This window comes from Thiomonas sp. FB-6 (assembly GCF_000377645.1).
In the GTDB taxonomy this organism is placed as follows: Bacteria; Pseudomonadota; Gammaproteobacteria; order Burkholderiales; family Burkholderiaceae_C; genus Thiomonas_A.
This window is the reverse complement of the sequence record NZ_KB898475.1, coordinates 20228-43744: the sequence shown is the minus strand read 5'-3', so window position 1 is coordinate 43744 and position 23517 is coordinate 20228. Positions and strand designations below refer to the sequence as shown.

The window sequence follows — 23517 nt, the reverse complement described above, 5'->3', positions numbered from 1 at the left end:
GGCTCCGGCAGGCTCCGCGCGGGCGCGGCGAAGGCCAATGATGCCACGCCGGGCCACGGCCCGCCGCCCGGCCCGGCCCCGGCGCGGCTTCATGGCAGCTCAGCGCGGCACCGCACCCATCACGGTGAACCATTGCGCGCTGTCGCCCAGTTGGCGGGCGCGGGCCTGGGCGTCGCCGATGCGCGCCTGGGCGAAGGCACGCTGGGCGGCCAGCACCTGCAGCAGGCTGCCCGCACCCGCCGCGTAGGCTTCGCGCGCCATGCGCAGCGAATCGGCGGCGCTGGCCAGCGCCAGGCGCTGCGCCTGCACGGCCTGCGCGTCGTGCTGCAGGGCCTGCAGCACATCGGCCACCTGCGCGAAGGCCTGCAGCACGGTCTGCCGGTAGGCCTGCAGCTGGGCTTCGAAGGCCTGCTGCGCGGCGCGGCGCTGCGCGCGCAGCGCCCCGCCATGCCACAAGGGCGCGCCGAGCGCCGCCGACAGGCCCCAGCCCTGGCCGCCCGACAGCAGCGTGCCCAGGCTGGCCGACTGCAGGTTCCAGTTCGCGTCCAGCGCCACGCTGGGGTACAGATCCGCCTCGGCCACGCCGATGGCGGCACTGGCCGCGTGCAACTGCGCCTCGGCGGCGCGGATGTCGGGCCGCTGGCGCACCAGGCGCGAAGGCACCACCAGGCTCAGCTCGCCGGGCAGGCGCAGGGCGGACAGCTCGAAGGGCGGCGCCTGCCAGGCGCCGGCACCACGCCCGACCAGCAGGGCCAGCGTGTCTTGCGCCGCCGCCAGCTGCTGGCGCAGCGCGGGTTCGAGCGCCTGGTCCGCGGCGAGCTGGGCCTGCGCGGCAGCCACGTCGGCGCCCGAGGCGCGGCCCGCCGCGCGAGCCAGCTCCACCAGTTCCAGGTTGGAACGGTCGGAGTCGAGAATCTCCCGCAGGCCGAGGAGTTGTTCGCGCGCCGAGGCGCTCGCGATGGCCTGGCCCACCACCTGTCCGCTCAGGGCCAGGCGCAGCGCGTCGAGCTGCTCGGCCTGCACCTCGGCCAGCGCCTGCTGCTGCTCGATGCGCCGGCGCGTGCCGCCGAATACGTCGGGAGCGAAGCTCACCAGCGGCCCGGCGCTGTACTGCTCGGCGGCGCCCGCGCCGGCCTGCGAGCTGGCGCGGGTTCCCGAGGCCTGCAGGTCCAGCCAGGGCCAGGCCGCGCCGCGCGCGACCTGCACCTGCTCGCGGGCCTGTGCCAGCGTGGCCGCCGCCTGCCCCAGGGTGGGGCTGTCGGCCAGCGCCAGGCGCACGGTGGCGTCGAGGCCCTCGTCGCCGAAGGCGCTCCACCACTGCCGCGGCAAGGCGGCGCCGGCCTGCAGGCGCTGCGCCGGCGCCGAGCCGGCCGCCGCCAGCACGACCGGGCGCGGCGTGTAGGCGGCCTCCGCGGGAGCGCTCGGAGCCTGGAAGTCGGGACCCACGGTGCAGCCGCCGAGCAGCAGGCTCGCGGCCAGCACCCGGACGGCCGCCGGCAGCCGGGCGGGGCCCGCGCGCGGCCCGCGCGGGCTGCCCTTGCGGACTCGGGGGCTATTCATAGCGCAGGGCCTCGATGGGGTCCAGGCGCGAGGCCTTGCGCGCCGGGTAGAAGCCGAAGAACACGCCCACCGCCGCCGCGAAGCCGAATCCCCCGGCCATGGCTGCGGGCGAAAGCAGGGTCGGCCAGTGGGCCAGCGCGGACACGGCCGCCGACACTCCGACCCCGCAGGCGATGCCGGCCAGGCCGCCCGTGGCGCTGAGGAAGATGGCCTCCGCGAGGAATTGCAGCAGCACATGCAGGCGGCGCGCGCCGATGGCCATGCGCAAGCCGATCTCGCGCGTGCGCTCGGTCACCGACACGAGCAGGATGTTCATGATGCCGATGCCGCCCACCAGCAGGGAGATCGACGCCACCACCGCGAGCAGCAGGGCCATCACCGCGGAGGAGCTTTGCGCGGTCTCGGCGATCTGGCTCAGGTTGCGCACCGAGAAATCCGCGGTATCCCCCTCGGCGACGTGGTGCCGGCGGCGCAGGGTCTGGGTGACCTGGCGCATGGCCGCGTCCACCAGCTCGGGGCTCGCCGCCTGCACGAAGATCACGTTCACGTAGCCGGTCAGGCGCGGCGGGATGTTGAAGGGGTTGGGCGGCGCGGGGAAGGCCGCCGCCGTGTTGTTCACCGGCACGCTGGCGCCGCCCAGCGCGGTCACCGCCACGGTCTGCGCCTGGCTGGGCGCGGCCACGCCGAGCACCTTGCGCTGCGCGGCGCTGAAGGGCAGCATGATCAGGTCGTCCTGGTCCTGGCCGTAGGGTGTCTGCCCCTTGGGCTCGAGCAGTCCGACCACGCGCACGCTGAAACCCTTGACCAGGATGTTGGCGCCGATCGGGTTCGCGTAGGGCCCGAACAGCTCGCGCGCCACCGTCTGGCCGATCACCGCCACCATCGACGCCGAGGCCTGGTCGGGCTCCTGCAGCGCGCGTCCGCGCTGGATGCGCCAGTTGGTCATCGACAGGTAGTCGGGGGTCACACCCTGGATGCTGGTGCTCCAGTTGTTGCCGCCGTACTGCACCTGGCCGAGCTGGCGGATCATGTACGCGGTGCGCGCCACCGCCGGGTCCTCGCGACGCAGCGCGCGCGCGTCGGCCTCGGTCAGCGTGGAGGCGCTGCCGAAGCCGGCGCGCACCCCGGCCCGCGTGGTCGCGCCGGGCATGATCACCAGCAGGTTGGTGCCCAGGCTCTCGATCTGCTTGCGCACCGCCGCATTCGCACCCTGCCCCACGGCCACCATCACGATCAGCGCCGCCACGCCGATGAACACGCCGAGCATGGTCAGCGCCGAGCGCATCTTGTTGCGCGTGATGGCCTGCGCCGCGGCCGCCACGATCATGCCGGCGAAGCCCGCACCGGCCAGCGCGGCCGTACCCGCCGCCGCCCCCGCGCGCGGCGCGACCCCCGCCGCGGGCGCCGCGCCGGCCTCGGCGACCTCGGTGGGCGCGGGGTTCACGCGGTCGTCGACGATGCGCCCGTCGCGCATGGTGATGATGCGCCCGGCATAGGCTGCCACGTCGCTCTCGTGGGTCACCACGATCACCGTCACCCCCTGTTCGGCGTTGAGCTGGCGCAAGGTGCGCATGATCTCGTGGGAGGTGCGGGTGTCCAGGTTGCCCGTGGGCTCGTCGGCCAGCAGCAGCGCCGGGCGGTTGATCAGGGCCCGGGCGATGGCCACGCGCTGCTGCTGGCCTCCTGAGAGCTGGCCCGGCGTGTTGCCCTCGCGCCCGCCCAGGCCCAGGCGGGCCAGGGATTCACGGGCGCGGCGCAGCCGTTCGGCGCGCGGCACCGGACCGGCCGTGGCGTACAGCAGGGGCAGCGCCACGTTGTCCAGCGCCCGGGTGCGCGCCAGCAGGTTGAAGCTCTGGAACACGAAGCCGATGCGTTCGCCGCGGATGCGCGCCAGGCTCGGCTCGTCCAGGCGCGCCACGTCCAGGCCGTCGAGCAGGTAGCTTCCGGAACTGGGCCGGTCCAGACAACCGCACAGGTGCATCAGGGTGGACTTGCCCGAGCCCGAGGAGCCCATGATGGCGACGAACTCGCCGCGCTCGACCCGCAGGTCCACGCCGTCCAGCGCGCGCAGCTCGGTGTCGCCGGCCACGTAGACCCGCGACACCCCCCGCAGCTCGATCAGCGCCTCGCCCATCGCCGCCCCCGCCCGCGCGCCGCTACAGACCCAGGCGCAGCGAGGTGCCGGCGCGGGCCCCGGCGCCCGACGCGCCACGCTGCTCGCCCACGATCACGGCGTCGCCCTGGCGAAGCTGCCCGCCCAACACCTCGGCGTAGCTGTCGTCGTCCAGCCCGATGCGCAGCGGCACGGCCACGGGCTTGCCCTCGCGCAGCACCCAGACCCGCGCGCCGGAACCTTGCTTGCGCTCGGGGGCCTGCGGCGCGACGAGCGCGCCCGGCTCGAAGCGCAGCGCCTGATCGGGTACGCGCAGCACGCCGCGGCGCTGCTCGGTGACGATGTCCACGGTCGCCGTCATGCCCGGCTTGAGCCGCAGCGCGGCGTTGTCCACCCCGAGCACGACGTCGTAGGTGATGACGTTCTGCACCGCCTGCGGCGCCTGGCGCACCTGCACCACGCGGGCCTCGAAGGGCTGCCCCGGGTAGGCCTCCACGGTGAAGCGCGCGGGGTCCGCGTCGTGCACGCTGCCGATGTCGCTTTCGCTGACGTTGGTGTCCACCTGCATGCGGGTGAGGTCGGTGGCGATGAGGAACAGCGTCGGCGTCTGGAAGCTCGCCGCCACGGTCTGCCCGATGGTCACGTTGCGCGAGACCACGGTGCCGTCGACCGGGGAGACGATGTCGGTGTAACCCAGGTTGACCCGCGCCGCTTCCAGCGCGGCCTCGCGCTCGCGCACCGCGGCCTGGTCCAGGCTGATTTGCGCACGGGCCTGGGCCAGGGCGTTGCGCGCGGCATCCACCACGTCCTGCGAGACCACGCCGCGCCCGATCAGCGAGGTCTGGCGGCGCTCGTTGATGCGCGCGTAGTCCAGTGCGGCGCGATCCTTGTCCAGCTGGGCGCGCGCCACCGCGAGCTGCGCCACGTTCTCGTCCACCACCGTCTGGTAGGGCCGCGGGTCGATGCGCGCGCACAGCTGCCCCTTGTGCACGCGGGTGTTGAAATCGCAGGACTGCGACTGGATCACCCCCGACACGTAGGAGCCGACGAGCACGGTGAGCACCGGGTTGACGGTGCCGGTGGCGTGGACGCTGCGCGTGACGTCGCCGCGCGAGACCGGCGCCGTCAGGTACTGCACGGCGGGCTGGCGCCGCGCGGCCCACCAGGCCACGCCCGCCACGCCCGCCAGCACGAGCGCGGCAAGGGCCGCGGCCATGCGCAGGGAGCGCGCACGGCCATGGCCGGCGCGCGGCGAGACTCCAGGGGAAACGGACACGGGAAGCTCCCGCGATTGCACATGCCCCGTTTCTAGCTCCGGCGCGGCGCCCGCGCGTTGACCCAGGTCAGCGCCGCGGCGATGCGTGGCGCCAAGGGCTCAGAGCAGGTGGATGGCCTGCGCTGGAAACATCCAGTCGATGGCGCTGCCGAGCATCCAGCAGGCGATGCTGGCGAGCAGGAACACCAGCATCTTGCGCACCATGCCGGGATCGAGCCAGTCCTCCAGGCGCCGGTGCAGCCACCAGGCGACTAGGGGATAGGCGAGCGTGGAGAGAATCAGGGAGTACATGGCGGACGCCCGATTCTAGGCATCGGTCCCGCCCGTACTCGTAACTTCATGCTGCAAGCAGCGGAGGATCCTGCATCAACGCCACCTGCTCGCGCAGTTCCAGGATGCGGTCCTGCCAATAACGCGCGCTGCCGAACCAGGGAAAGGCCGCCGGAAAGGCCGGATCCTGCCAGCGGCGAGCGATCCACGCGCTGTAATGCAGCAGGCGCAGGGTGCGCAGCGCCTCCACCAGGCGCAGTTCGCGCCGGTCGAAGGCGCGGAACATCTCGTAGCCGCGCAGCAGCGCGTCGAGCTGGTGGCGCATGTCCTGCGGGTCTCCGCCCAGCAACATCCACAGATCCTGCACCGCGGGAGCGCAGCGGCTGTCGTCGAAATCGACGAAATGCGGGCCGTCGTCCGTCCACAGCAGGTTGCCGGCGTGGCAGTCGGCGTGCACGCGCAGCATGCGCGGCTCGCCGGCCGCGCCCCAGGCCTGCCACACCCCCTGCAGCGCCAGCTCGGCGATGGAACTCCAGGCCTCGCGCAGTTCGGGCGGGATCCAGTCGCCCTGCAGCAGGAAGTCCCGCGACTCGACGCCGAACACCCGCGGCTCCAGCGGGGCGCGGTGCGCATAGCCGGCTTCGGCGCCCAGCGCGTGGATGCGCCCAAGGAACCGTCCGATGCGCTCGAGCACCGGCTCCTGCTCGATCTCCGGCGTACGCCCGCCCTGGCGCTCGAACAGCGCGAAACGGTGCTTGCCGTGATGATGCAGCGTGGCGCCGTGCAGGACCTTCGGCGGCACCACGGGAATCTCCCGCTGCGCCAGGTCCAGGCTGAAGGCGTGCTCCTCCAGGATGGCCGGGTCGCTCCAGCGCCCCGGGCGGTAGAACTTGGCGATGCAGCTTCCGCCCTCCTCCAGCCCGAGCTGGAACACGCGGTTCTCGAAACTGTTGAGCTGCAGCAGGCGGCCGTCGCAGCGCGGGCCGACACTTTCCACGGCGTCGAGCACGGCGTCGGGGCCGAGGTCGGCGTAGGGGGTGTCGAGGCTGTCGGTGGTCACGAAACGGCGCGAAAACGAGGGCGGGCGGGCGCAGTGTACGCGCCCGCCCGCCCTCGGCCCGCCGCGCGTTGCCGCTACATGAAGCTGTAGCGGTAGGCCAGGAACAGCACGTTCTGGCTGTAGCTGGGGTCGGCGAGGTTGGCCGGCATCACCGAGGTCGAGGTGTAGCCGAGCTGGTAGAAGTTGTAGAGGTAGTCGTTGGAGTTGAGCTTTTCGTGCAGGTAGCCGAACAGGAAGGTGCTGCGGCGGTCCAGCTTGTACTCGCCGCTCAGTCGCAGGCGCAGCAGTTCGTTGCGGATGTCGGGCACGGCGCCGCAGTTGTAGCCGCTGGTGCCTCCGGTGTTGCAGGTGAAGCCCGTGGCCGCCGCCGTGGTGTAGCGCGTGGTGTCGATCTGGTAGGACAGGTCGGCCTTGAGCGTGAGCTTGTCGGCCAGCATGCCGCTGCGCTTGGCCGACAGCCCCAGCGTGAGCGCCTGGTCGCGCAGGTCGTTGGTCCAGTCGGTCAGGCCGGTGGTCGACAGGGCGTTGCGCCCAGTCGCCGACAGCAGCGCTCGGGTGCGCCATTGCCAGGATGCGTACAGCGAACCGGTGGTCTGCTCGGAGAAGCGATAGTCGGCCTCCGCGTTCAGGTTGGCGCTATGTCCGTTCTGCACCCCCAGCGCCGAGTCGAGGTAGGAGTCCTGGGTGACGAAGCCGTCCAGGCTCAGGCTCATGGCCTGCGTGGGTTCCCAGTTCACCCCCGCGCGCAGCAGGTTCTCGCGCCGCGAGGCCTGGAAGTAGGCCAGGTAGCCGTAGTTCTCGAAGCCCTCGCTGAAGGACTGCATGGGGTTGTAGAAGGAGGGGTTGACCGTGGCCTTGCGGTCGGCGAAGGCATAGCCGACACGGAAGTTCAGGTTCTCCGCGGCCCGCACGCGGTAGTTCAGGTCCAGCTTGTTGTCGCGCTGGCTGGGCACCTGCATGCAGCTCACGTCGGTGTAGTAGCCGGCCTTGGCGGCGGCCAGGGTCTCGGCCAGCGCCACCGCGGACAGGTTGTTGCACCAGCGGTGCATGGTGTCGTTGCTCAGCGCCGCATGCAGGTTCTGCGCCGGGCTCAGCCGGTAGTCGGCCGTGACATCGGTGACCGTGTGGCTGTAGCTCTCGGGCACGTTCACCGGGCTGGCCGCGTCGCCACCCAGGGTGTAGAAGGGATAGGTGTAGGAAGGCGTGCGGTTGTCGCGCTTGTTGTAGACCACGCCGGCCGCCAGGGTCAGGGCCTGCGTGGCGCGATGGCTCAGGCGCGCATCCGCGTGGGTGTTGACCACCAGGCCGTCCAGCGAACCCACGGGCGTCGTGCCCGACTGCATCTCGGCCGGCTCGTAGGCGAAGCCCATGTTCTGGGTGTTGCGCCCGTAGGAAAGTCCGCCGGTGAGGCGGGTGGCCGAACTCAGGTCATAGCCCCCCGAGAGCTTGAGCTCGTTGTTCTCGTTGCTGGGCGGCGTGCCCAGCAGGTCCACCGGATAGGGGTTGGCGCCGGGCAGCACCGTGCCGTTGGCGGCGACGCTGGAGGTATAGGGGTTGGAGAAATACAGCGCGCTGTAGTCGTCGTGGTAGCGCGAGCCGGCGTAGACCAGCGTGGCGAAACCGCGCTGGTTGCGCCAGTCCAGCGCCAGGTCGAAGTTGTCGGTATGGCTGCTGGTCGGGTTGGCCAGCAGTTGCACCGCTTCGTTGCCCGGCTTGTAGCCCGCGGCGACAAAGGCCGCCGAGGTGGTCTGCGCGTCGCTGCCCGAGCCGATGAGCTTGTCGCCCGACTGCTCGATGTGGGTCCAGTGGAACCGCAGGTCGAGCCCGGGCCCGAAGTCGTGCTCGGCTCCGAAGTGCGTGGTGCCTCGCTGCGAATACAGGTTCTGCGTGTGGAAAAAGCCCTGCTGGGTAGGCGTCAGCGCCTGCGTGCCCAGGCTGCCCCTGGCCTTGCTGACGATGCCGAATCCCGGCGGCATGGTGTAGCTGTTGCCCGAGCCCACCAGAGGGGTCTGGTAGGAGTTGCTGATCTCGTGGCGCAACTGGTCGTAGCCCAGGTCGATCTTCCAATGCCCCTGGTCGGTGACGTTGGCGTCGAGCGAGCGGCTGCTCAGGCCCAGGTTGCTGCCGTCGACCGACCAGCGCATGGTGCCGGGCTGCTGGCCGTAGGAATCCCCGCCCAGCAGGTCGATGTTGCCGATCAGCGACGCGCCGGAGTCGTACAGGCCGTTGTACTGGCCGAACTGGCTGGACGCGTGCTGCGTGTAGGCGCCGCCGACCTCGACCTGGCTGGTCGGACGGACCAGCCGGTTCAAGTCGTCGTCGGCCCGGGCCGCCGTAGCCAGCGAAAGCATCGACAGGGCTGCGAGGGCTGCTTGCACCGCGAGGCTCAGCGTGCTGGCCCGCGGTGCGACCTTGGCATTGCTCATGGTCTCACCTCGTTTTCGTTAGCGGTGCAGGAAGGCACCGGCAGGGTTGTTCGAGCCGTGCACCATCACGTGGCAGTTCAGGCACGAGCGTCCGGCACCGTTTCCGCTGGGGTTGGGCACGCCGGTGTAGCCGGTGCCCGGAACCTGCGGGCCGGCGATGCCCGGGCCGAAGGCGGTGCCGCTGGCATGCGGGCCGTCATGGCATTCCTGGCACAGGAAGGGAGGACGCGACTTGAGCAGCGGCGCGACGTTCGAGCCGTGCGGGTTGTGGCAGTTGGTGCAGTCCTCGGTGACCGGCTGGTGCTCCCACAGGAAGGGGCCGCGCTTGTCGGCGTGGCAGGTCCAGCAGGTCGCGTTCACCGAGTCCTTCTTCATCAGGTGCGGCGCCACCGAGCCGTGCGGGTTGTGGCAGTCCGAGCAGGCCATCTTGCCCTCGGCCACGGGGTGGTGCGAGACCTTCATCATGTCCGCGCGCCGGTCCTTGTGGCAGGTGTAGCAGACGGCCGGCTGGGTCAGGCGCTGGCGCACCTTGTCGACCGGGCTGTGGACCACGTGGCAGTCGCTGCAGGCCAGGCCGTTGGCCTGGTGGGCGCTGCCCTCCCAGTGCGTGCGCTGGGTTCCCGAGTGGCAGGCCAGGCAGGCCGTGGCGCGCTTGTCGGCGCTGGACTCCTTGTAGCCGCCGTCGCTGTTGAAGCGCACGTCGGGCGGAGCGATCTTGCCGTTCACCGGACCCGCCAGGTGCGCCAGGCTCGGGCCGTGGCAGGACTGGCAGGTGGGCGTGCGCGGATCGCCGGTGACTCCGTGCGGGGTCTGGAAAATGGAAAGAATCGGCTTGGCCTCGTTCTCGTCGTGACAACGAGTGCACTTGGCGTCCTCCGCCAGATGCTGCCTGGAGACCACGGCCGCGTCGCTCGACACGGCCTGGCTGGCGCCCAGTGCGGGCAGCCGGATGGCGTCGGCGGCCCCGGCCGGTGCGCTCCAGGCGCCCAGGACCAATGCCGCGGCCATCATGAATCGAGAAAGGATCTGCACTTGTCGCTCCCCTGCGCGTGTTGGATTGCGCGCCTGCGTTGGATGCACCCGCCGGATTCGTCCGGATGGCGGGATCACTTCTTCTGGCTGAGGATCCAGTCGGCGATCAGCTTGGCGTCGCTGTCCGTCAGCCCGGCCTGCGCCGGCATGGGCATCGCGCCGAAGGTGCCCTTCTCGCCGTGTTCCATGGCCTCGGCCAGGGTCTGCGCGGCATTGGGCTTGCCGGCGAACTTGGCGGCGATCTCGGCGAAGCCGGGGCCGACCTTGGTTCCCGCCATGGCGTGGCAGGTGAAACAGGCGTGGGACTTGGCGAGATCCTTGCCGTCCTGCGCCTGCGCGGCGGCGGCGAAGCCCAGCGTGACCACGGCCAGCACCGAGGTCCAGCGGACGATCTTGTTCATGGCATGCACTCCTTCGTGAACGTGCCACGTGCGACGCACGCGGATCACGTCCGGATGTCTGCCATTCTTCTCAGGGATAACCCGGGGCGCCATCGGATCCCGATGAAAATGCCCATCGGAAAACTCCTAGGCCCGGTAGGAGCGGGCGGCCCCCGGCCCGGGCCCGCCCGGATCAGCTCCGGCTCAGGCCAGGCCGTGCTGCAGCGCGTAGCGCACCAGGTCCACGTCGTGCGCGACCTGCAGCTTGTCGAGGATGTGCGACTTGTGGGTGCTCACCGTCTTGATGCTCAGGCTGAGATCGGCGGCGATGTCGGTCAGGCTGCGCCCGTCGACGATGGCCCGGAACACCTCGAATTCGCGGTTGGACAGCAGCGTGTGCAGCGGTGCGTGTTGCGGACGTGCCACTTCGGTGGCCAGCAACTCGGCCACTTTCGCGCTCACGTACATGCCGCCGCGGGCCACCTTGCGGATGGCCGCGAGCAGGACGTCGCCGTCGGCCTCCTTGGTCAGGTAGCCGGCCGCGCCGGCGCGCATCGCGCGCACCGCGTACTGTTCCTCCTGGTGCATGGTGAACACCAGGATGGGCAATTGCGGCCGCTCGGCCTTGACCAGCTTGATCAGGTCCAGGCCGTTGCGTCCGGGCATCGACAGGTCGAGGATCAGCAAGCGCCATTCGCGCGCGCGCACCATCTCCAGCAGCATGTGCCCGTTGGACGCCTCGCCCGCGCAGCGCAGGTCGTCGGTGTCGTCCAGAATGTTGCGCAGGCCGTCGCGGATGATCGCGTGGTCGTCGGCCAGCAGGACCTCGAGCCGGTTCATGATGCAACTCCCTCGGGCGCCGCCTCGGGCAGCGCCAGCGTGACTTCGATTTCGGTTCCCCCGCCCTCGGCCGCGGAGATGCGCAGGCTGCCGCCCAGCGCGGTGGCCCGCTCGCGCATGCTCAGCAGCCCCACCCCCGCGCCGCCGCGCGCGGGATCGAAGCCGCGGCCGTCGTCGCGCACGCGCAGGCGCAGCCACTCGCCCTCGGCGCGCAGCTCGATGCGCACCAGCGTGGCGCCGGCGTGGCGGGCCACGTTGGTCAGCGATTCCTGCACGATGCGGAACAGCGCCGTGGCCATCGCGCCGTCGTGCACCCGCGCAGCGGCATCCAGCTCCAGTTGCACCTGGATGCCGCTGCGCCGCGTGAACTCGCCGGCCTGCCAGGCCACCGCCTCGCCGAAGCCGAGGTCGTCGAGCATGCGCGGGCGCAGCTCGGTGGAAATGCGCCGCACCGCGCCGATCGCCCCGTCGAGCAGGTGGCGCATGGACTCGAAGGTCTGCGGCGTGAGCTCGCGCCCGTCGCGCGAACGCGCGATCAGGCGCGACAGGTCGAGCTTGATGCCGGTGAGCTGCTGCCCCAGGTCATCGTGCAACTCGCGCGAGATGCGCGAGCGCTCCTCCTCGCGCACCGCCTGCTGCGCCCGCGACAGGCGCCGCAGCTCCAGGTTCATGTGCTGCAGTTCGGCCTCGCGGCGGCGGCGCTCGGTGACGTCGCGCAGCACCGCGGTGAACTGCAGCTCGCCGCCGACTTCGGCGCGCGAGATGGCCGATTCGATGGGAAATTCGCTGCCGTCGGCGCGGCGCCCGTACACCTCCAGGCGCGGCGCCATGTCGCGCGAGGGCACGCCCGAATCGGCGAACTCGCGTACATGCTCCGCGTGCGCCTGGCGACGCGCATCGGGAATGAGCAGGCTCAACGGCTGGCCCACGGCGTCCGCGGCGCGCAGGCCGAACATGCGCTCGGCGGCCGGGTTGAACATGATGATGCGCTGCTCGCTGTCGATCGAGACCATCGCGTCGCGCACCGAGTCGATGGTGCGCCGCCAGCGGTCGTCGGCCTCGCGCAAGGCCCGGTTCAGGCCCTGCTCGCGCTGCAATTCGTGGCCCAGCAGCAGCGCGGCGGCGCCGAGAAAGGCGCACACCACCATGGCGCCGCCGGCGATCGGCGCGGCCACCGCGCGCCACTGCGCCAGGGTCTGGTGCATGTCGTCGCCGACCCCCACCAGCAGCCCCAGGCCGGGCACGCGCGCCACGGTCAGGCTGCGGTCGGCGCCGTCTGGCTGCAAGGCATCCGCGCGCAACAGGCGGCCCGGCGCCGGCAGCCCGAGGCCGCGCAATTCAGGGGCCGGCCGGCCGAGCTCGGCGTCGCGCCGCGGCAGGCTGGCCAGCAGGCGCCCGTCGTCCAGGTACACGGCCGCCGGGCGCCCGAAGTCGCGCAGCACGTAGGTGTACAGCGGCTCCAGCGCCGAACTCGGCACGGAGGCGACCAGCACGCCGCGCAGGGACCCGTCGCGGTCGCGCAGGGCCCGCGCCAGGTGCACGGTCCAGGCGCCGGTGGCGCGGCTGCTCACCGGAGCGCCGATGTACAGGCCATGGCGGGATCCGCTGGCGAAGGCGCGGAAATAGTCGCGGTCGGCCACCGAGACGCGGGGCGCGGGGAACTCGCGCGTGGAGTTGATCACCCTGCCCCGCGCGTCCACCAGCAGCAGCGCGCCGGACTCGCCCAGCCCGTGCGCGTGCGCAGCCAGCAGCAGGTGCACCGGCAGGCTGTCGAGGCCGAGCCCGGCGACGAAAGAGGACTGCAGGCGCTCGGACACACTGCGCAGGGTGGCGTCGCTGCGCTCGAAGGCCTGCGAGGTCTGCCGCGCCAGCAGCCGCGTGAGGGTCTCGGTGAGCTGCGCGTCGCGGGTCTGCGCCCGCTCGCGCAGTCCCCACAGCAGCGCCAGCACCGACACCGACACCGCCACGATGGTCAGCACCGCGAACAGGCCGACCGCGCGCGCAGGCTGGATTCGCAAGTGCAGGGACATGGCGGCGAAGAGGTGCGGGAGGGGCGCGGGTGCGCACATCCCCGGCGCCGATGCTAGGAGCCCGCCCGCGGGCACCCGCTTGACGCGGATCAAACTCTGGTGAGTCCGTGGCCGCACGGGCACGCCCGGGCGGGCCGCCCAGGGCATGTGAGCCCTTGCTTGATGCGAGTCAAGATTGGATACGAGTTCCCTGCCTACTCTGGCATCACGAGGACGCCGCGCGAGTGTCCCGCCAACGTGGTAACCGCCTCTCGCCGAGCTTGTCATGCATGCGTCCGAACACGAACTGCGCGCCAGCGCGCTGGCCTGCCGCCGAGGCGGGCGCGAGTTGTTCCACGGCATCGGATTCACGCTGCGCCCGGGCCAATGGCTGCACGTGCGCGGGGCCAACGGCGCCGGCAAGACCAGCCTGCTGCGCATCCTGGCCGGACTGGCGGTGGCGCATGCCGGTCGCCTGGAGTGGTGCGGCGTGGAAATGCGGCGCGCGCGCGACGACTACCGCGACGCGCTGGCTTGGCTGGGACACCGCGGCGGCCTCAAGGATGAACTCAGCGCCCTGGACAACCTGCTTCTTGCCGCCGCGCTGGACGGGCACCCGCTGAGCGAGGACGGCGCGCGCGGCGCGCTGGCCCGGGTGGGCCTGCGCGGGCGCGAGAGCCTGCCGCTGCGCGTGCTCTCCCAAGGCCAGCGGCGCCGCGCGCTGATGGCGCGGGTGCTGGCACGCGGCGCGCGGCTGTGGATCCTGGACGAGCCGCTGGCCGCGCTCGATGCCGACGGCATCGACATGGTGGCCGGGCTGCTCGAGGAGCACCTGGACCGCGGCGGCAGCGCGGTGCTCAGCAGCCACCAGCCCATCGGGCTGGGCGGCGGCCTGGGCGTGGAGCTCTGAGATGGGTGCCAGCCTGCTGGCGATGCTGCGCCGCGAGTTGCAACTGGCCTTGCGCCGGCGCAGCGAGGTGCTGACCGCGCTGGCCTTTTTCGTGCTGGTCGCAAGCCTGTTCCCGCTGGCCATCGGCCCCGAACCCGAATTGCTGCGGCGCATCGGCCCCGGCGTGCTGTGGGTGGGGGCTCTGCTGTCCACGCTGCTCGGCCTGCACCGCATGTTCGCCGACGACTACGCCGACGGCACGCTGGAGCAGATGGCGCTGTCGCCGCTGCCCTTCGCCTGGCTGGCAGGCGCCAAGATCGCCGCCCACTGGCTGGTGTGCGGGCTGCCGCTGGTGCTGCTGGCGCCCGTGCTGGGCCTGCAGTTCGCCCTCGACGCGCCGGCGCTTGCGCTGCTCACCGCGGGCCTGCTGATCGGCACGCCGCTGCTGTCCCTGCTGGGGGCCATCGGCGCCGCGCTCACGCTGGGCTCGCGCGGCGGCGGCGCGCTGCTGGCCTTGCTGGTGCTTCCCTTGTACGTGCCGGCCCTGGTGTTCGGGGCCGGTGCGCTGTCCGCGCAGGCCGCCGGGCTGGACTTCGGCAGCCATCTCGCACTGCTGGGCGCCATGCTGGCGCTGGCGGTGTTCTTCGCTCCGCTGGCCACGGCCATGGCGGTCAGGATCGCGCTCGAATGAAAACCCACCGCAACAAGCTGCTCCACTACGCCAGCCCGGCGACCTTCTACCCGCTGGCCGGACGCATGATTCCCTGGTTCGCCGCCGCCGCCGCGGTGTTCGCGCTGCTGGGCCTGTGGGTGGGCTTTTTCGTGGCCCCGCCCGACATCCAGCAGGGCCAGGGCTACCGCATCATCTTCCTGCACGTCCCGGCCTCCTGGATGTCCATGTTCCTCTACATGGTCATGGCCTTCTGGGCCGGCGTCGGGCTGGCCATGAACACCCGCCTGTCGGGGATGATGGCCGCGGCGCTGGCGCCCACGGGCGCGCTGTTCACGCTGCTGGCCCTGGTCACCGGCTCGCTGTGGGGCAAACCCATGTGGGGCACCTGGTGGGTGTGGGACGCCCGGCTGACCTCGGAACTCATCCTGCTGTTCCTGTACCTGGGGGTGATGGCGCTGCGCTCGGCCATCGACGAGCCGCAGCGCGCGGACCGCGCCTGCGCCGTGCTCTCGCTGGTGGGCGTGGTCAACATCCCGGTGATCTATTTCTCGGTGCAGTGGTGGAACACCCTGCACCAGGGCGCCTCGATTTCCTTCACCCACGCGCCCACCATGGCCCTGACCATGCTGCTGGGCATGCTGCTCATGGCCCTGGCCGCGTGGATGTACAGCATCGCCGTCGCACTGGCACGCGTACGCGTGATCATTCTCGAGCGCGGCAGCGAGTCCGACTGGATCCTTCAACACACGGAGGTGGCGGCATGAACTGGCATTCGGCCGCGGAATTTTTCGCGATGGGCGGCTACGCCCTGTACGTCTGGGGCAGCGTGGCGGCCTGCGCGCTGGCCCTGGGCGCAGAACTGATCCTGCTGCGCCAGCGGCGCCGCGCCGCGCTGTCGCTGCTGCGCAGGCAATGCGAGGTGCTGGACATCGAAAGCGGCGAGCGCATGCAAGGCGCCCGGCTGCACGCGCGCCTGCGCCGGGAGGCGGCATGAAGGCCCGGCACCGGCGCGCCGCGCTGATTCTCGCCGGACTGTGCGCCACCGGCGTGGGCACGGCGCTGGCGCTGCACGCGCTCAACGGTTCCATCGCCCTGTTCGTGACGCCCAGCCAGATCCTCGCCGGGGAGGCGCCGCACGCTGCCCTGTTCCGCCTCGGCGGGCTGGTGCAGCAAGGCTCGTTGCAACGCGACGGCCTGAGCGTGCGCTTCCTGGTCACCGACACCGCGAAGGCGGTGCCGGTGGTCTACACCGGCATCCTGCCCGACCTGTTCGCCCAGGGACGCGGGGTGGTGGTGCAGGGAAGGCTGGGACCGCACGGCACCTTCCACGCCACGCAGGTGCTGGCCAAGCACGATGCCGACTACATGCCGCCCGAGGCACGCGATGCCGTCGAGCAGGCCCGACAGGCGCAAAGGACGCTGGTGCAATGATCCCTGAACTCGGACACTACGCGCTGCTGCTGGCGCTTCCCGTGGCGCTGATCCAGGCGCTGCTTCCCCTGCTGGGCGCCTGGCGCGGCAACCGCGCCTGGATGGCGCTGGCGCGGCCGGCCGCGCGCGCCGGCTTCCTGCTCGTGGGCCTGAGCTTCGGCTGCCTGGTGTGGAGCTTCGTCACCGACGATTTCTCCGTGCGCTACGTCGCCGAGAACTCCAATTCCCTGCTGCCGATGATTTACAAGGTCGGCGCCACCTGGGGCGGCCACGAGGGCTCCTTCCTGCTGTGGCTGTTCATGCTCGCGGGCTGGACCCTGGCGGTCTCCATGTTCTCGCGCAGCCTGCCCGAGGACATGGTGGCCCGGGTGATCGGCGTGCTGGGGGCCATTTCCGTGGGCTTCCTGGTGTTCATCATCCTGGCCTCCGACCCCTTCGTGCGCCTGCTGCCCGCGGCCCCCAACGGGCGCGACCTGAACCCCTTGCTGCAGGACCCCGGGCTGGTCGGACATCCGCCGATGCTCTACATGGGCTACGTGGGCTTCGCCGTGGCCTTCGCCTTCGCCGTGTCGGCCCTGCTGGCCGGGCGCCTGGACGCCGCCTGGGCGCGCTGGTCGCGGCCGTGGACCCTGGCGGCCTGGGTGGCGCTGACCGCGGGCATCGCTCTGGGTTCGCATTGGTCCTACTACGAGCTCGGCTGGGGCGGCTGGTGGTTCTGGGACCCGGTGGAGAACGCCTCCTTCATGCCCTGGCTGCTCGGCACCGCGCTGATCCATTCGCTGGCCGTGACCGAGAAGCGGGGGAGTTTCCGCAACTGGACCGTGCTGCTGGCCATCGGCGCCTTCTCGCTGTCGCTGCTGGGTACCTTCCTGGTGCGCTCCGGGGTGCTGTCCTCGGTGCACTCCTTCGCCACCGATCCCCGGCGCGGCCTGATGATCCTGCTGCTGCTCGCGCTGGTGGTGGGCGGCTCGCTGCTGCTGTTCGCGTTGCGCGCGCCGCGCATCGCGCCGGGGGCGCCGTGTGCGCTGATCTCGCGCGAGACCCTGCTGCTGGGCAACAACGTGCTGCTGCTCGTGGCCACAGCCAGCGTGCTGCTGGGCACGCTGTACCCGCTGCTGATGGACGCGCTCGGCCTGGGCAAGCTCTCGGTCGGGCCCCCGTACTTCAACAACGTGTTCGTGCCCGTGGTGGTGCCGCTGTTCCTGCTCGCTGCCGTGGGGCCGATCGCCCGCTGGCGCAACGCCGACCCCCGCGACCTCGCCCACAAGATGCGCGGGCCCGCGCTGGCCGCGCTGGTGGCTGCGGTGGCGCTGCCTCTGTGGCTGGGACGCTGGAACGCCGGCGCCGCGCTGGGCAGCTTCTGCGCCATGTGGGTGGCAGCGTCCGCCGTCAAGCAGACGCGTGAGCGCCTGCGCAGCGGCAACCCGCCCGCCGGCTACTGGGGCATGCAGCTGGCCCACATGGGGCTGGCGGTGAGCATCGTCGGGGTGGCGCTGGTCAGCCACTACCAGGTGCAGCGCGACCTGCGCATGGCCCCGGGCGACAGCACCCTGATCGCCGGCTACAAGGTGCGCTTCGACGGCGTGCGCGAGGTGCCGGGCCCCAACTACAAGGCGCAGCAGGGCCGCCTGGAACTGTCCCGCGACGGACGCGAACTGGCCCTGCTGCATCCGCAAAAGCGCGACTACTTCAGCTCCTCGATGCCGATGACCGAGGCGGCCATCGACAGCGGCCCGTTGCGCGACATCTACGTCTCGCTGGGCGAGCCGCTGGGCGGGGGTGCCTGGGCGGTGCGCGTGTACTACAAGCCCTTCGTGATCTGGATCTGGGGCGGGGCGCTGCTCATGGTCGCGGGCGGCATCGCCGCCGCGGCCGACCGCCGCTACCGCCTGCTCAGCCGGCGCGCCGCGGCCGCCCTGTCCGCGCAAGTGAGTACGACATGAAACGCATTTGGCTGATTCCCCTGGGCCTGTTCGCGGTGCTGCTGGGCTTCCTGGGCGTGGGGCTCACGCGCGACCCGCACCGCATTCCCTCGCCGCTGATCGGCCGCGCGGCGCCGGGCTTCGATCTGCAGCGCCTGAACTCGCCCGGCGAGTCGATCTCCCCGGCCGACTTCAAGGGCCGCGTGTGGCTGCTCAACGTGTGGGCCTCATGGTGCGACTCCTGCCGCCAGGAGCATCCCCTGCTGCTGCAGTACGCCCACAGCCAGCATGTGCCGCTGGTGGGGCTGGACTACAAGGACTCGCCGGTGGACGCCCGCCACTGGCTGGCCGAGGCCGGCGACCCCTACGACATGGTGGGCGTGGATGCCGACGGCCGCGTGGGCGTGAACTACGGCGTGTACGGCGTGCCCGAGACCTACGTGATCGACCGCCAGGGCCACATCGTCTACAAGCAGATCGGACCCCTCACCCCCGAGGTGCTGAAGGACCGCCTGCTGCCTCTGATCCGCAAGCTGTCATCATGAAAATCCTGCTCCTGCTCCTCGCCTGCCTGCTGCTGGGCCGCGCGGCGGCCGCCGCCGAGGCGCCCCCGCTGTACGCCGACCCGGCGGTGGAGCAGCGCATGCTGTCCATCACCGGCGAATTGCGCTGCCTGGTGTGCCAGAACGAATCCCTGGCCGATTCCCAGGCCGACCTCGCACGCGACCTGCGCGCGCAGGTGCGCGGCCTGATCCACAAGGGCCTGAGCGACCGCCAGATCGTCGCCTACCTGGTGCAGCGCTACGGCAACTACGTGCGCTACCGCCCGCCCTTCGACGCCGAGACGGCGCTGCTGTGGCTGGGCCCCTTCGCGCTGCTGGCCGCGGGCCTGCTGGTGCTGCTGACGCAGATCCGCGCCGGCGCCCGGCGCGACAGCGGCGCGCTCGACCCGAATTCCCTGCAACGGGCGCGCGAACTGCTGTCGCGCGCCGGAGACGCGCCATGACTTCCTTCGTGCTTGCCGCCGCCGTGCTGACCCTGATCGTGGCCGCCATGCTCGGCCTGCCGCTGCTGCGCCCGCCGCGCTCGCCCGGCGTGGACCGCGCAGCCCTGAATGCGCGCCTGCTGCGCGAGGAGCTCGCCAGCCTGGAAGCCGACCACGCCCGCGGCACGCTGGACGCGCAGGCCTTCGAACGCCAGCGCGACGAGCTCACCCGCCGCGTGCTGGACGACGTGGGTGGCGCCTCGCCCTCGCGCGCACTGGCGCGCCACGCGCTGCCCACGCTGGGCGGCCTGCTGCTCGTGCTGCCGCTGAGCGGGGCGCTGCTGTACCTGCTGCTGGGCAGCCCCGGCGCGCTGGCCGTGGCCGGCTCGACGGGGTCCGCCGGCCCCGCCACCACAGCCACCACAGCCACCACCGCCGCCGCCGCCGCGGTGCAGCCGACGGCCGACGCCGCGACACCGCCGAAGCAGATCCAGGACATGGTGTCCAAGCTCGCGGCGCGCCTGAATGCCCACCCCGACGACCCGAAGGGCTGGGCCATGCTCGGGCGCTCGTACAGCGTGCTGGGCCGCTTCGGCGACGCCGTGGCCGCCTACGCGCGCATCGGCCCCACGCTGCAGGCCAACGCCAGCTGGCTGGCGGAATACGCCGACGCGCTGGCCATGCAGGCCGGCGGCAATCCCGTGGGCCGGCCGGACACGCTGGCACGCGCGGCGCTGCGCATCGACCCCGACAATCTGCTGGCGCTGATGCTCGCCGGCTACGCCAGCACCCAGCGCGGCGACGACCAGGCCGCCCTGCCGCTGCTGCGCCGGGCCGCGCGCGAGGTCGCGCCGGGCAGCGACGACGCCGCCTTCGTGGACAACCTGCTGCAGCATGCGCAAGCCCGCCTGGGCAGCTCCGCCGCGGGCCTCGCGCCCGGGGCGGCGTCCACGCGGCCGGCCGTGCCTTCCTCCCCCGCGCCGGCCGGCGCCGCCGCGCCCACCGTGCTCACGGCCCACCTGAGCCTGGCGCCCGCGCTGCGCGCACAGGCGGCCGGGCGCACGCTGTACGTGATCGCGCGCAAGCCGGGCGAGACCATGCCGGTAGCGGTGCTCAAGCGCAGCTCGCCCAGTTTCCCGCTGGACGTGGGCTTGAGCGACGCGGACTCGATGATTCCCGCGCAACCGCTGTCCAAGGCGGGCCCGGTGCGCATCGAGGCCCGCCTGTCGGCCAACGGCGATGCGATGCCCGCCAGCGGCGACGACTACGGCGTGTCGGCACCGCTCTCCTCGGGGCGCGTCGATCTGATCATCGACCGCCGCCGGCCCTGAGGAGCCTGGGCGGCAGAGGCCAAGCTAGGAGCCTGGGCCGCGGGCCCGCCGCCACCGGCTCAGGCCGGCACGGCGCGCCCCGGCATCCCCCACGCCCGGAACACCGGCTCGCGCGTCAGCCGCAGTCCGTTGAACACGACCAGCAGGCTGGCGCCGGTATCGGCGAACACGGCCATCCACATGCTCGCGTCGCCGGCCAGGGCGAGAGCCAGGAAGACCGCCTTGATGCCCAGGGCCAGCGCGATGTTCTGCCGCAGCACGCGCTGCGCGCGGCGCGACAGCCGGATGGTCTGCGCGACCCGGCGCGGATCCTCCCCCATGATCACCACGTCGGCGGCCTCGGTCGCCACGTCGGCCCCCGCACCGCCCATGGCGAAGCCGATGTGGGCCGCGCCCAGCGCGGGAGCGTCGTTGATGCCGTCGCCCACCATGGCCACCGTCCCGGTCTCGCCCAGACGCCGCACCAGCGCCAGCTTGTCCTGCGGCAGCAGGCCGGCGTGCACCTCGTCGATGCCGACCTGCCCTGCGATGGCCCGCGCCGTGGCCTCGTTGTCCCCCGTGAGCATCAGCGTGCGCACCCCCAGCTCGCGCAGTTCGGCGAGCGCCTCGCGGCTATGCGGGCGCGGCGTGTCGGCCACCGTGAACCAGGCCAGCGGCCCCTGCGCATCGGCCAGCACGCTGACGCTGCGGCCCCGCGCCTCCTGCTCCTGCAGGGCGGCCTGCAAGGCGGGCGTGCACTGCCCGCGTTCGGCGATCCAGCGGTGGCTGCCCAGCACGTAGGCGGCGCCATCGATGACCCCGTGCACGCCTCGCCCCGGCTGGGCTCCGAAGTCCTCGACCTCGGGCAGGACCGCGCCGGACAGGTCCGGCAGGTCCGGCAGGTCCGACACGTCCGCCAGGCCCGCGGCCAGCGCCCGCGCCAGCGGGTGGTCCGAGCGCAGCGCCAGCGCGCGCGCAAGCCCGAAGGCGCGAGGCGGCGCCATGCGCGCATCCAGCGCGGCCCGCGCGACCATCGTGGGCCGGCCCTCGGTCAGCGTCCCCGTCTTGTCCAGCGCGACCACGCGGATGCGGCGCGCCTGTTCCAGGTACACGCCGCCCTTGAGCAGGATGCCGCGGCGCGCCGCGAAGGCCAGTGCGCTGACCACGGTGACCGGCGTGGAGATCACCAGCGCGCAAGGGCAGGCGATGACCAGCAGCACCAGCGCCCGGTATACCGCGGCATGCCAGGCCCAGCCCAGCCACAGCGGCGCGCCCAGGGCCACGGCCACGGCGAGGACGAACACGGCCGGCGTGTACACCCGCGCGAAGCGTTCCACGAAACGCTGCGTGGGCGCGCGCCGCGCCTGCGCCTGCTCGACCGCCTCGATGATGCGCGCCAGCACCGTGTCGCCGGGCGCGCGCGTCACTTCATACTCCAGCGAGCCGTCGCGGTTGATGCTGCCGGCGAAGACCTCGTCGCCCAGCGACTTGTCCACCGGAAGGCTCTCGCCGGTGATCGGCGACTCGTCCACCGCGCCGCGCCCTGCGCGCACGGTGCCATCCAGCGCGAAGCGCTCGCCGGGGCGCACCCGCGCGATGGCGCCGACCGCGGCCGAGCGGGCGTCCACCGCGCGCCAGGACCCGTCCGGCTGGCGCAACTCCACGCGCGCCGGCGACAGCGCGAGCAGGCCGCGGATGGCGTCGCGCGCCCGCTCCACCGAACGCGCCTCGATGCGCTCGGCCAGCGCGAACAGGGTCATCACCATGGCCGCCTCGGGCCACTGGCCCAGCGCGAAGGCGCCGGCCACCGCCACGGCCATCAGCGCGGCGATGTCCAGGCGGCCCTTGACCAGCGCCGTCAAACCCTCGCGCAGCACCGACAGTCCCGACAGGGCGACCGCCAGCACCGCGGCACCCATGCCCAGCGTGCGCCACGGCGTGCCCGGCGCAGCGTAGACCCCCAGCCACTCCGCGAACAGGGCCAGCGCCAGCGCACCGAGCAGGCGAAGCCAGCGCGAACGCTCCAAGCTGTCGCGCGGCGCGGCGTCCGGCGCCGCCGACAAGGGCATGCTGCCGCAGCAGCCGTGCCCGCAGGCGCCGGCATCCGGGCGGCTTCCCGCGGAGTCCTGGGGTCTGGTATCGCTCATGCTGGGCTCCTCTCGACATGGAAGGGCCATTGGAATCCCTGAAGCAGCTACAGAGTCAAGCGACTACACTGATTGACCATTCAGGAACCCGGGACATGCGCATCGGCGAACTCTCCAAGGCGACCTCGACCTCCGTCGAGGCGATCCGCTACTACGAGCGCGAGGGCCTGCTCGACGCGCCCGCGCGCACGGCCGGGAATTTCCGCGTCTACCAGGCGGGGCACCGCGAGCGGCTGCAATTCATCCGCTTCTGCCGCGGGCTCGACATGAGCCTGGACGAAATCCGCCTGCTGCTGCGCCTGCAGGATGCGCCGGCTCAGGATTGCGCCGAGGTCAACGAGCTGCTCGACCAGCACCTCGCCCAGGTCTCGCTGCGCATGCGCGAGTTGCGCACGCTGCAGGAATGGCTGCGCGAGCTGCGCGGGCGCTGCGCAAGGCCCAGCCAGGCCGCGCAGTGCGGCATCCTGCGCGGCCTGGAACAAGCCGCGCAGGCCTCGCGAGCCGGCCCCTCGGTCCACGCGCCGGCGGCGGCGCCGGTCCGCGCCGTGCGCCCGCCGCTTCCGACTTCCCCTTCCCCTTCCCCTTCCCGTTCCCGTTCCCGTTCCCAGCGATGAGCCTGAGTCCCCTCGACCCCAAGACCGCCCTGATCGTCGTCGACCTGCAGCAAGGCGTGGCCGTGCTGCCCACCGCGCATCCCGTGACGGCGGTGGTGGCGCAGGCGGCGCGACTCGCCGGTGCCTTCCGGGCCCGCGGCTGGCCGGTGGTGCTGGTCAACGTCGCCGGCACCGCCCCTGGGCGCAGCGAACAGCCGCGCCGCGCCGCCTCGCAGGACCCCAACTGGTCGGCGCTGCTGCCCGAGCTCGGCGCCCAGGCCGGCGACCACCTGGTGACCAAGCGCAGCTGGGGCGCCTTCACCGGCACCGACCTCGAGGACTACCTGCGGCGCTGGGGCGTCACCCAGGTGCTGCTGTGCGGCATCGCCACCAGCATCGGGGTCGAGTCCACCGCGCGCCAGGCGCATGAGCTGGGCTTCAACGTCGCGCTCGCCGTCGACGCCATGACCGACCTCAGCGGCGAAGCCCACGCCAACAGCGTGCAGCGCATCTTTCCCCGCCTGGGCGAAACCGCCACCACCCGCGAAGTGCTGGAGCAGCTTCGCGCGGCGCCGGGCCGCCCCAAGTTTTCTTGACCCCC

22 protein-coding genes are annotated in these 23517 nt (G+C 72.2%); 11 read left to right on the top strand and 11 right to left on the bottom strand.

What is annotated here, in order from left to right:
• Positions 1 to 99: 99 nt before the first annotated feature.
• The 10 genes from D466_RS20855 to D466_RS22685 all read right to left on the bottom strand — a co-directional run bounded on the left by D466_RS20855 (position 100) and on the right by D466_RS22685 (position 12987).
• Positions 100 to 1560, bottom strand: coding sequence for an efflux transporter outer membrane subunit (locus D466_RS20855; protein WP_081629850.1), 1461 nt, complete (start codon positions 1558 to 1560; stop codon positions 100 to 102).
• Positions 1553 to 3694, bottom strand: coding sequence for an ABC transporter permease (locus D466_RS0106590; protein WP_018912923.1), 2142 nt, complete (start codon positions 3692 to 3694; stop codon positions 1553 to 1555). The genes D466_RS20855 and D466_RS0106590 overlap by 8 nt, the downstream gene beginning before the upstream one ends.
• Positions 3695 to 3716: 22 nt before the next feature.
• A complete protein-coding gene (locus D466_RS0106585) occupies positions 3717 to 4949 on the bottom strand; it encodes an efflux RND transporter periplasmic adaptor subunit (protein ID WP_196803437.1) in 1233 nt (410 codons plus the stop codon).
• A 99-nt stretch (positions 4950 to 5048) separates the two neighbouring features.
• The gene (locus D466_RS20850; protein ID WP_018912921.1) at positions 5049 to 5240 is read right to left on the bottom strand and encodes a hypothetical protein; all 192 of its coding nucleotides are present in this window, start codon (positions 5238 to 5240) and stop codon (positions 5049 to 5051) included.
• 46 nt (positions 5241 to 5286) lie between these two features.
• Entirely contained in the window at positions 5287 to 6279 is a 993-nt protein-coding gene (locus D466_RS0106575; protein ID WP_018912920.1) for a serine/threonine protein kinase, read from the bottom strand.
• A 74-nt stretch (positions 6280 to 6353) separates the two neighbouring features.
• Positions 6354 to 8705 carry an MtrB/PioB family decaheme-associated outer membrane protein gene (locus tag D466_RS0106570; protein WP_018912919.1) on the bottom strand — a complete coding sequence of 784 codons (2352 nt, stop codon included), beginning with the start codon at positions 8703 to 8705 and terminating at the stop codon, positions 6354 to 6356.
• An 18-nt stretch (positions 8706 to 8723) separates the two neighbouring features.
• Positions 8724 to 9737 carry a DmsE family decaheme c-type cytochrome gene (locus D466_RS0106565; protein WP_026284969.1) on the bottom strand — a complete coding sequence of 338 codons (1014 nt, stop codon included), beginning with the start codon at positions 9735 to 9737 and terminating at the stop codon, positions 8724 to 8726.
• Between the two features lie 74 nt (positions 9738 to 9811).
• Positions 9812 to 10138, bottom strand: a complete 327-nt coding sequence (locus tag D466_RS0106560) for a c-type cytochrome (RefSeq protein ID WP_018912917.1) — start codon at positions 10136 to 10138, stop codon at positions 9812 to 9814.
• A gap of 183 nt (positions 10139 to 10321) precedes the next feature.
• On the bottom strand, positions 10322 to 10957 hold the full coding sequence (locus tag D466_RS0106555) for a response regulator transcription factor (protein WP_018912916.1): 636 nt from the start codon (positions 10955 to 10957) through the stop codon (positions 10322 to 10324).
• Positions 10954 to 12987 (bottom strand): PAS domain S-box protein, encoded by a 2034-nt coding sequence (locus D466_RS22685; RefSeq protein WP_156004085.1) that lies wholly within the window; start codon positions 12985 to 12987, stop codon positions 10954 to 10956. The genes D466_RS0106555 and D466_RS22685 overlap by 4 nt, the downstream gene beginning before the upstream one ends.
• 265 nt (positions 12988 to 13252) lie before the next feature.
• On the opposite strand from D466_RS22685, the gene ccmA reads away from it, so the two are divergent.
• From ccmA to ccmI, 9 genes are read left to right on the top strand one after another with little or no spacing between them, the layout of a single operon-like run.
• Complete coding sequence (gene ccmA, locus D466_RS0106545; protein ID WP_018912914.1) at positions 13253 to 13876, top strand: cytochrome c biogenesis heme-transporting ATPase CcmA; 624 nt, start codon at positions 13253 to 13255, stop codon at positions 13874 to 13876.
• A gap of 1 nt (position 13877) precedes the next feature.
• The gene (gene ccmB, locus D466_RS0106540) at positions 13878 to 14546 is read left to right on the top strand and encodes a heme exporter protein CcmB (RefSeq protein ID WP_018912913.1); all 669 of its coding nucleotides are present in this window, start codon (positions 13878 to 13880) and stop codon (positions 14544 to 14546) included.
• Complete coding sequence (gene ccmC, locus D466_RS0106535) at positions 14543 to 15292, top strand: heme ABC transporter permease CcmC (protein WP_018912912.1); 750 nt, start codon at positions 14543 to 14545, stop codon at positions 15290 to 15292. The genes ccmB and ccmC overlap by 4 nt, the downstream gene beginning before the upstream one ends.
• Positions 15289 to 15522, top strand: a complete 234-nt coding sequence (gene ccmD, locus D466_RS20840) for a heme exporter protein CcmD (RefSeq protein WP_018912911.1) — start codon at positions 15289 to 15291, stop codon at positions 15520 to 15522. The genes ccmC and ccmD overlap by 4 nt, the downstream gene beginning before the upstream one ends.
• Entirely contained in the window at positions 15519 to 15959 is a 441-nt protein-coding gene (gene ccmE, locus D466_RS0106525) for a cytochrome c maturation protein CcmE (protein ID WP_018912910.1), read from the top strand. Before ccmD ends, ccmE begins: the two co-directional genes overlap by 4 nt.
• The gene (locus D466_RS0106520) at positions 15956 to 17902 is read left to right on the top strand and encodes a heme lyase CcmF/NrfE family subunit (RefSeq protein WP_018912909.1); all 1947 of its coding nucleotides are present in this window, start codon (positions 15956 to 15958) and stop codon (positions 17900 to 17902) included. The genes ccmE and D466_RS0106520 overlap by 4 nt, the downstream gene beginning before the upstream one ends.
• Complete coding sequence (locus D466_RS0106515; RefSeq protein WP_018912908.1) at positions 17899 to 18426, top strand: DsbE family thiol:disulfide interchange protein; 528 nt, start codon at positions 17899 to 17901, stop codon at positions 18424 to 18426. The genes D466_RS0106520 and D466_RS0106515 overlap by 4 nt, the downstream gene beginning before the upstream one ends.
• Positions 18423 to 18887, top strand: a complete 465-nt coding sequence (locus tag D466_RS0106510) for a cytochrome c-type biogenesis protein (RefSeq protein WP_018912907.1) — start codon at positions 18423 to 18425, stop codon at positions 18885 to 18887. The genes D466_RS0106515 and D466_RS0106510 overlap by 4 nt, the downstream gene beginning before the upstream one ends.
• Complete coding sequence (gene ccmI / locus D466_RS0106505; RefSeq protein WP_018912906.1) at positions 18884 to 20197, top strand: c-type cytochrome biogenesis protein CcmI; 1314 nt, start codon at positions 18884 to 18886, stop codon at positions 20195 to 20197. Before D466_RS0106510 ends, ccmI begins: the two co-directional genes overlap by 4 nt.
• Positions 20198 to 20256: 59 nt before the next feature.
• Here the strand turns inward: ccmI and D466_RS20835 are convergent, their stop codons facing one another.
• On the bottom strand, positions 20257 to 22323 hold the full coding sequence (locus D466_RS20835; protein WP_018912905.1) for a cation-translocating P-type ATPase: 2067 nt from the start codon (positions 22321 to 22323) through the stop codon (positions 20257 to 20259).
• Between the two features lie 95 nt (positions 22324 to 22418).
• Between D466_RS20835 and cadR the strand changes: the two genes are divergently transcribed.
• Both cadR and D466_RS0106490 read left to right on the top strand, forming a co-directional pair.
• Positions 22419 to 22937 carry a Cd(II)/Pb(II)-responsive transcriptional regulator gene (gene cadR, locus D466_RS20830; protein WP_018912904.1) on the top strand — a complete coding sequence of 173 codons (519 nt, stop codon included), beginning with the start codon at positions 22419 to 22421 and terminating at the stop codon, positions 22935 to 22937.
• Positions 22934 to 23512 (top strand): isochorismatase family protein, encoded by a 579-nt coding sequence (locus D466_RS0106490; protein WP_018912903.1) that lies wholly within the window; start codon positions 22934 to 22936, stop codon positions 23510 to 23512. Before cadR ends, D466_RS0106490 begins: the two co-directional genes overlap by 4 nt.
• The last annotated feature ends 5 nt before the right edge of the window (positions 23513 to 23517 follow it).

Coding starts and splice junctions, on each gene's coding strand:
- D466_RS0106555 (WP_018912916.1), bottom strand. CDS start 10,957: ATGAACCGGCTCGAGGTCCTGCTGGCCGACGACCACGCGATCATCCGC.
- ccmE (WP_018912910.1), top strand. CDS start 15,519: ATGAAGGCCCGGCACCGGCGCGCCGCGCTGATTCTCGCCGGACTGTGC.
- D466_RS20850 (WP_018912921.1), bottom strand. CDS start 5,240: ATGTACTCCCTGATTCTCTCCACGCTCGCCTATCCCCTAGTCGCCTGG.
- ccmB (WP_018912913.1), top strand. CDS start 13,878: ATGGGTGCCAGCCTGCTGGCGATGCTGCGCCGCGAGTTGCAACTGGCC.
- D466_RS0106590 (WP_018912923.1), bottom strand. CDS start 3,694: ATGGGCGAGGCGCTGATCGAGCTGCGGGGGGTGTCGCGGGTCTACGTG.
- D466_RS0106490 (WP_018912903.1), top strand. CDS start 22,934: ATGAGCCTGAGTCCCCTCGACCCCAAGACCGCCCTGATCGTCGTCGAC.
- D466_RS0106510 (WP_018912907.1), top strand. CDS start 18,423: ATGAAAATCCTGCTCCTGCTCCTCGCCTGCCTGCTGCTGGGCCGCGCG.
- cadR (WP_018912904.1), top strand. CDS start 22,419: ATGCGCATCGGCGAACTCTCCAAGGCGACCTCGACCTCCGTCGAGGCG.
- D466_RS20855 (WP_081629850.1), bottom strand. CDS start 1,560: ATGAATAGCCCCCGAGTCCGCAAGGGCAGCCCGCGCGGGCCGCGCGCG.
- D466_RS0106515 (WP_018912908.1), top strand. CDS start 17,899: ATGAAACGCATTTGGCTGATTCCCCTGGGCCTGTTCGCGGTGCTGCTG.
- D466_RS0106560 (WP_018912917.1), bottom strand. CDS start 10,138: ATGAACAAGATCGTCCGCTGGACCTCGGTGCTGGCCGTGGTCACGCTG.
- ccmC (WP_018912912.1), top strand. CDS start 14,543: ATGAAAACCCACCGCAACAAGCTGCTCCACTACGCCAGCCCGGCGACC.
- D466_RS20835 (WP_018912905.1), bottom strand. CDS start 22,323: ATGAGCGATACCAGACCCCAGGACTCCGCGGGAAGCCGCCCGGATGCC.
- D466_RS22685 (WP_156004085.1), bottom strand. CDS start 12,987: ATGTCCCTGCACTTGCGAATCCAGCCTGCGCGCGCGGTCGGCCTGTTC.
- D466_RS0106520 (WP_018912909.1), top strand. CDS start 15,956: ATGATCCCTGAACTCGGACACTACGCGCTGCTGCTGGCGCTTCCCGTG.
- ccmD (WP_018912911.1), top strand. CDS start 15,289: ATGAACTGGCATTCGGCCGCGGAATTTTTCGCGATGGGCGGCTACGCC.
- ccmI (WP_018912906.1), top strand. CDS start 18,884: ATGACTTCCTTCGTGCTTGCCGCCGCCGTGCTGACCCTGATCGTGGCC.
- ccmA (WP_018912914.1), top strand. CDS start 13,253: ATGCATGCGTCCGAACACGAACTGCGCGCCAGCGCGCTGGCCTGCCGC.
- D466_RS0106570 (WP_018912919.1), bottom strand. CDS start 8,705: ATGAGCAATGCCAAGGTCGCACCGCGGGCCAGCACGCTGAGCCTCGCG.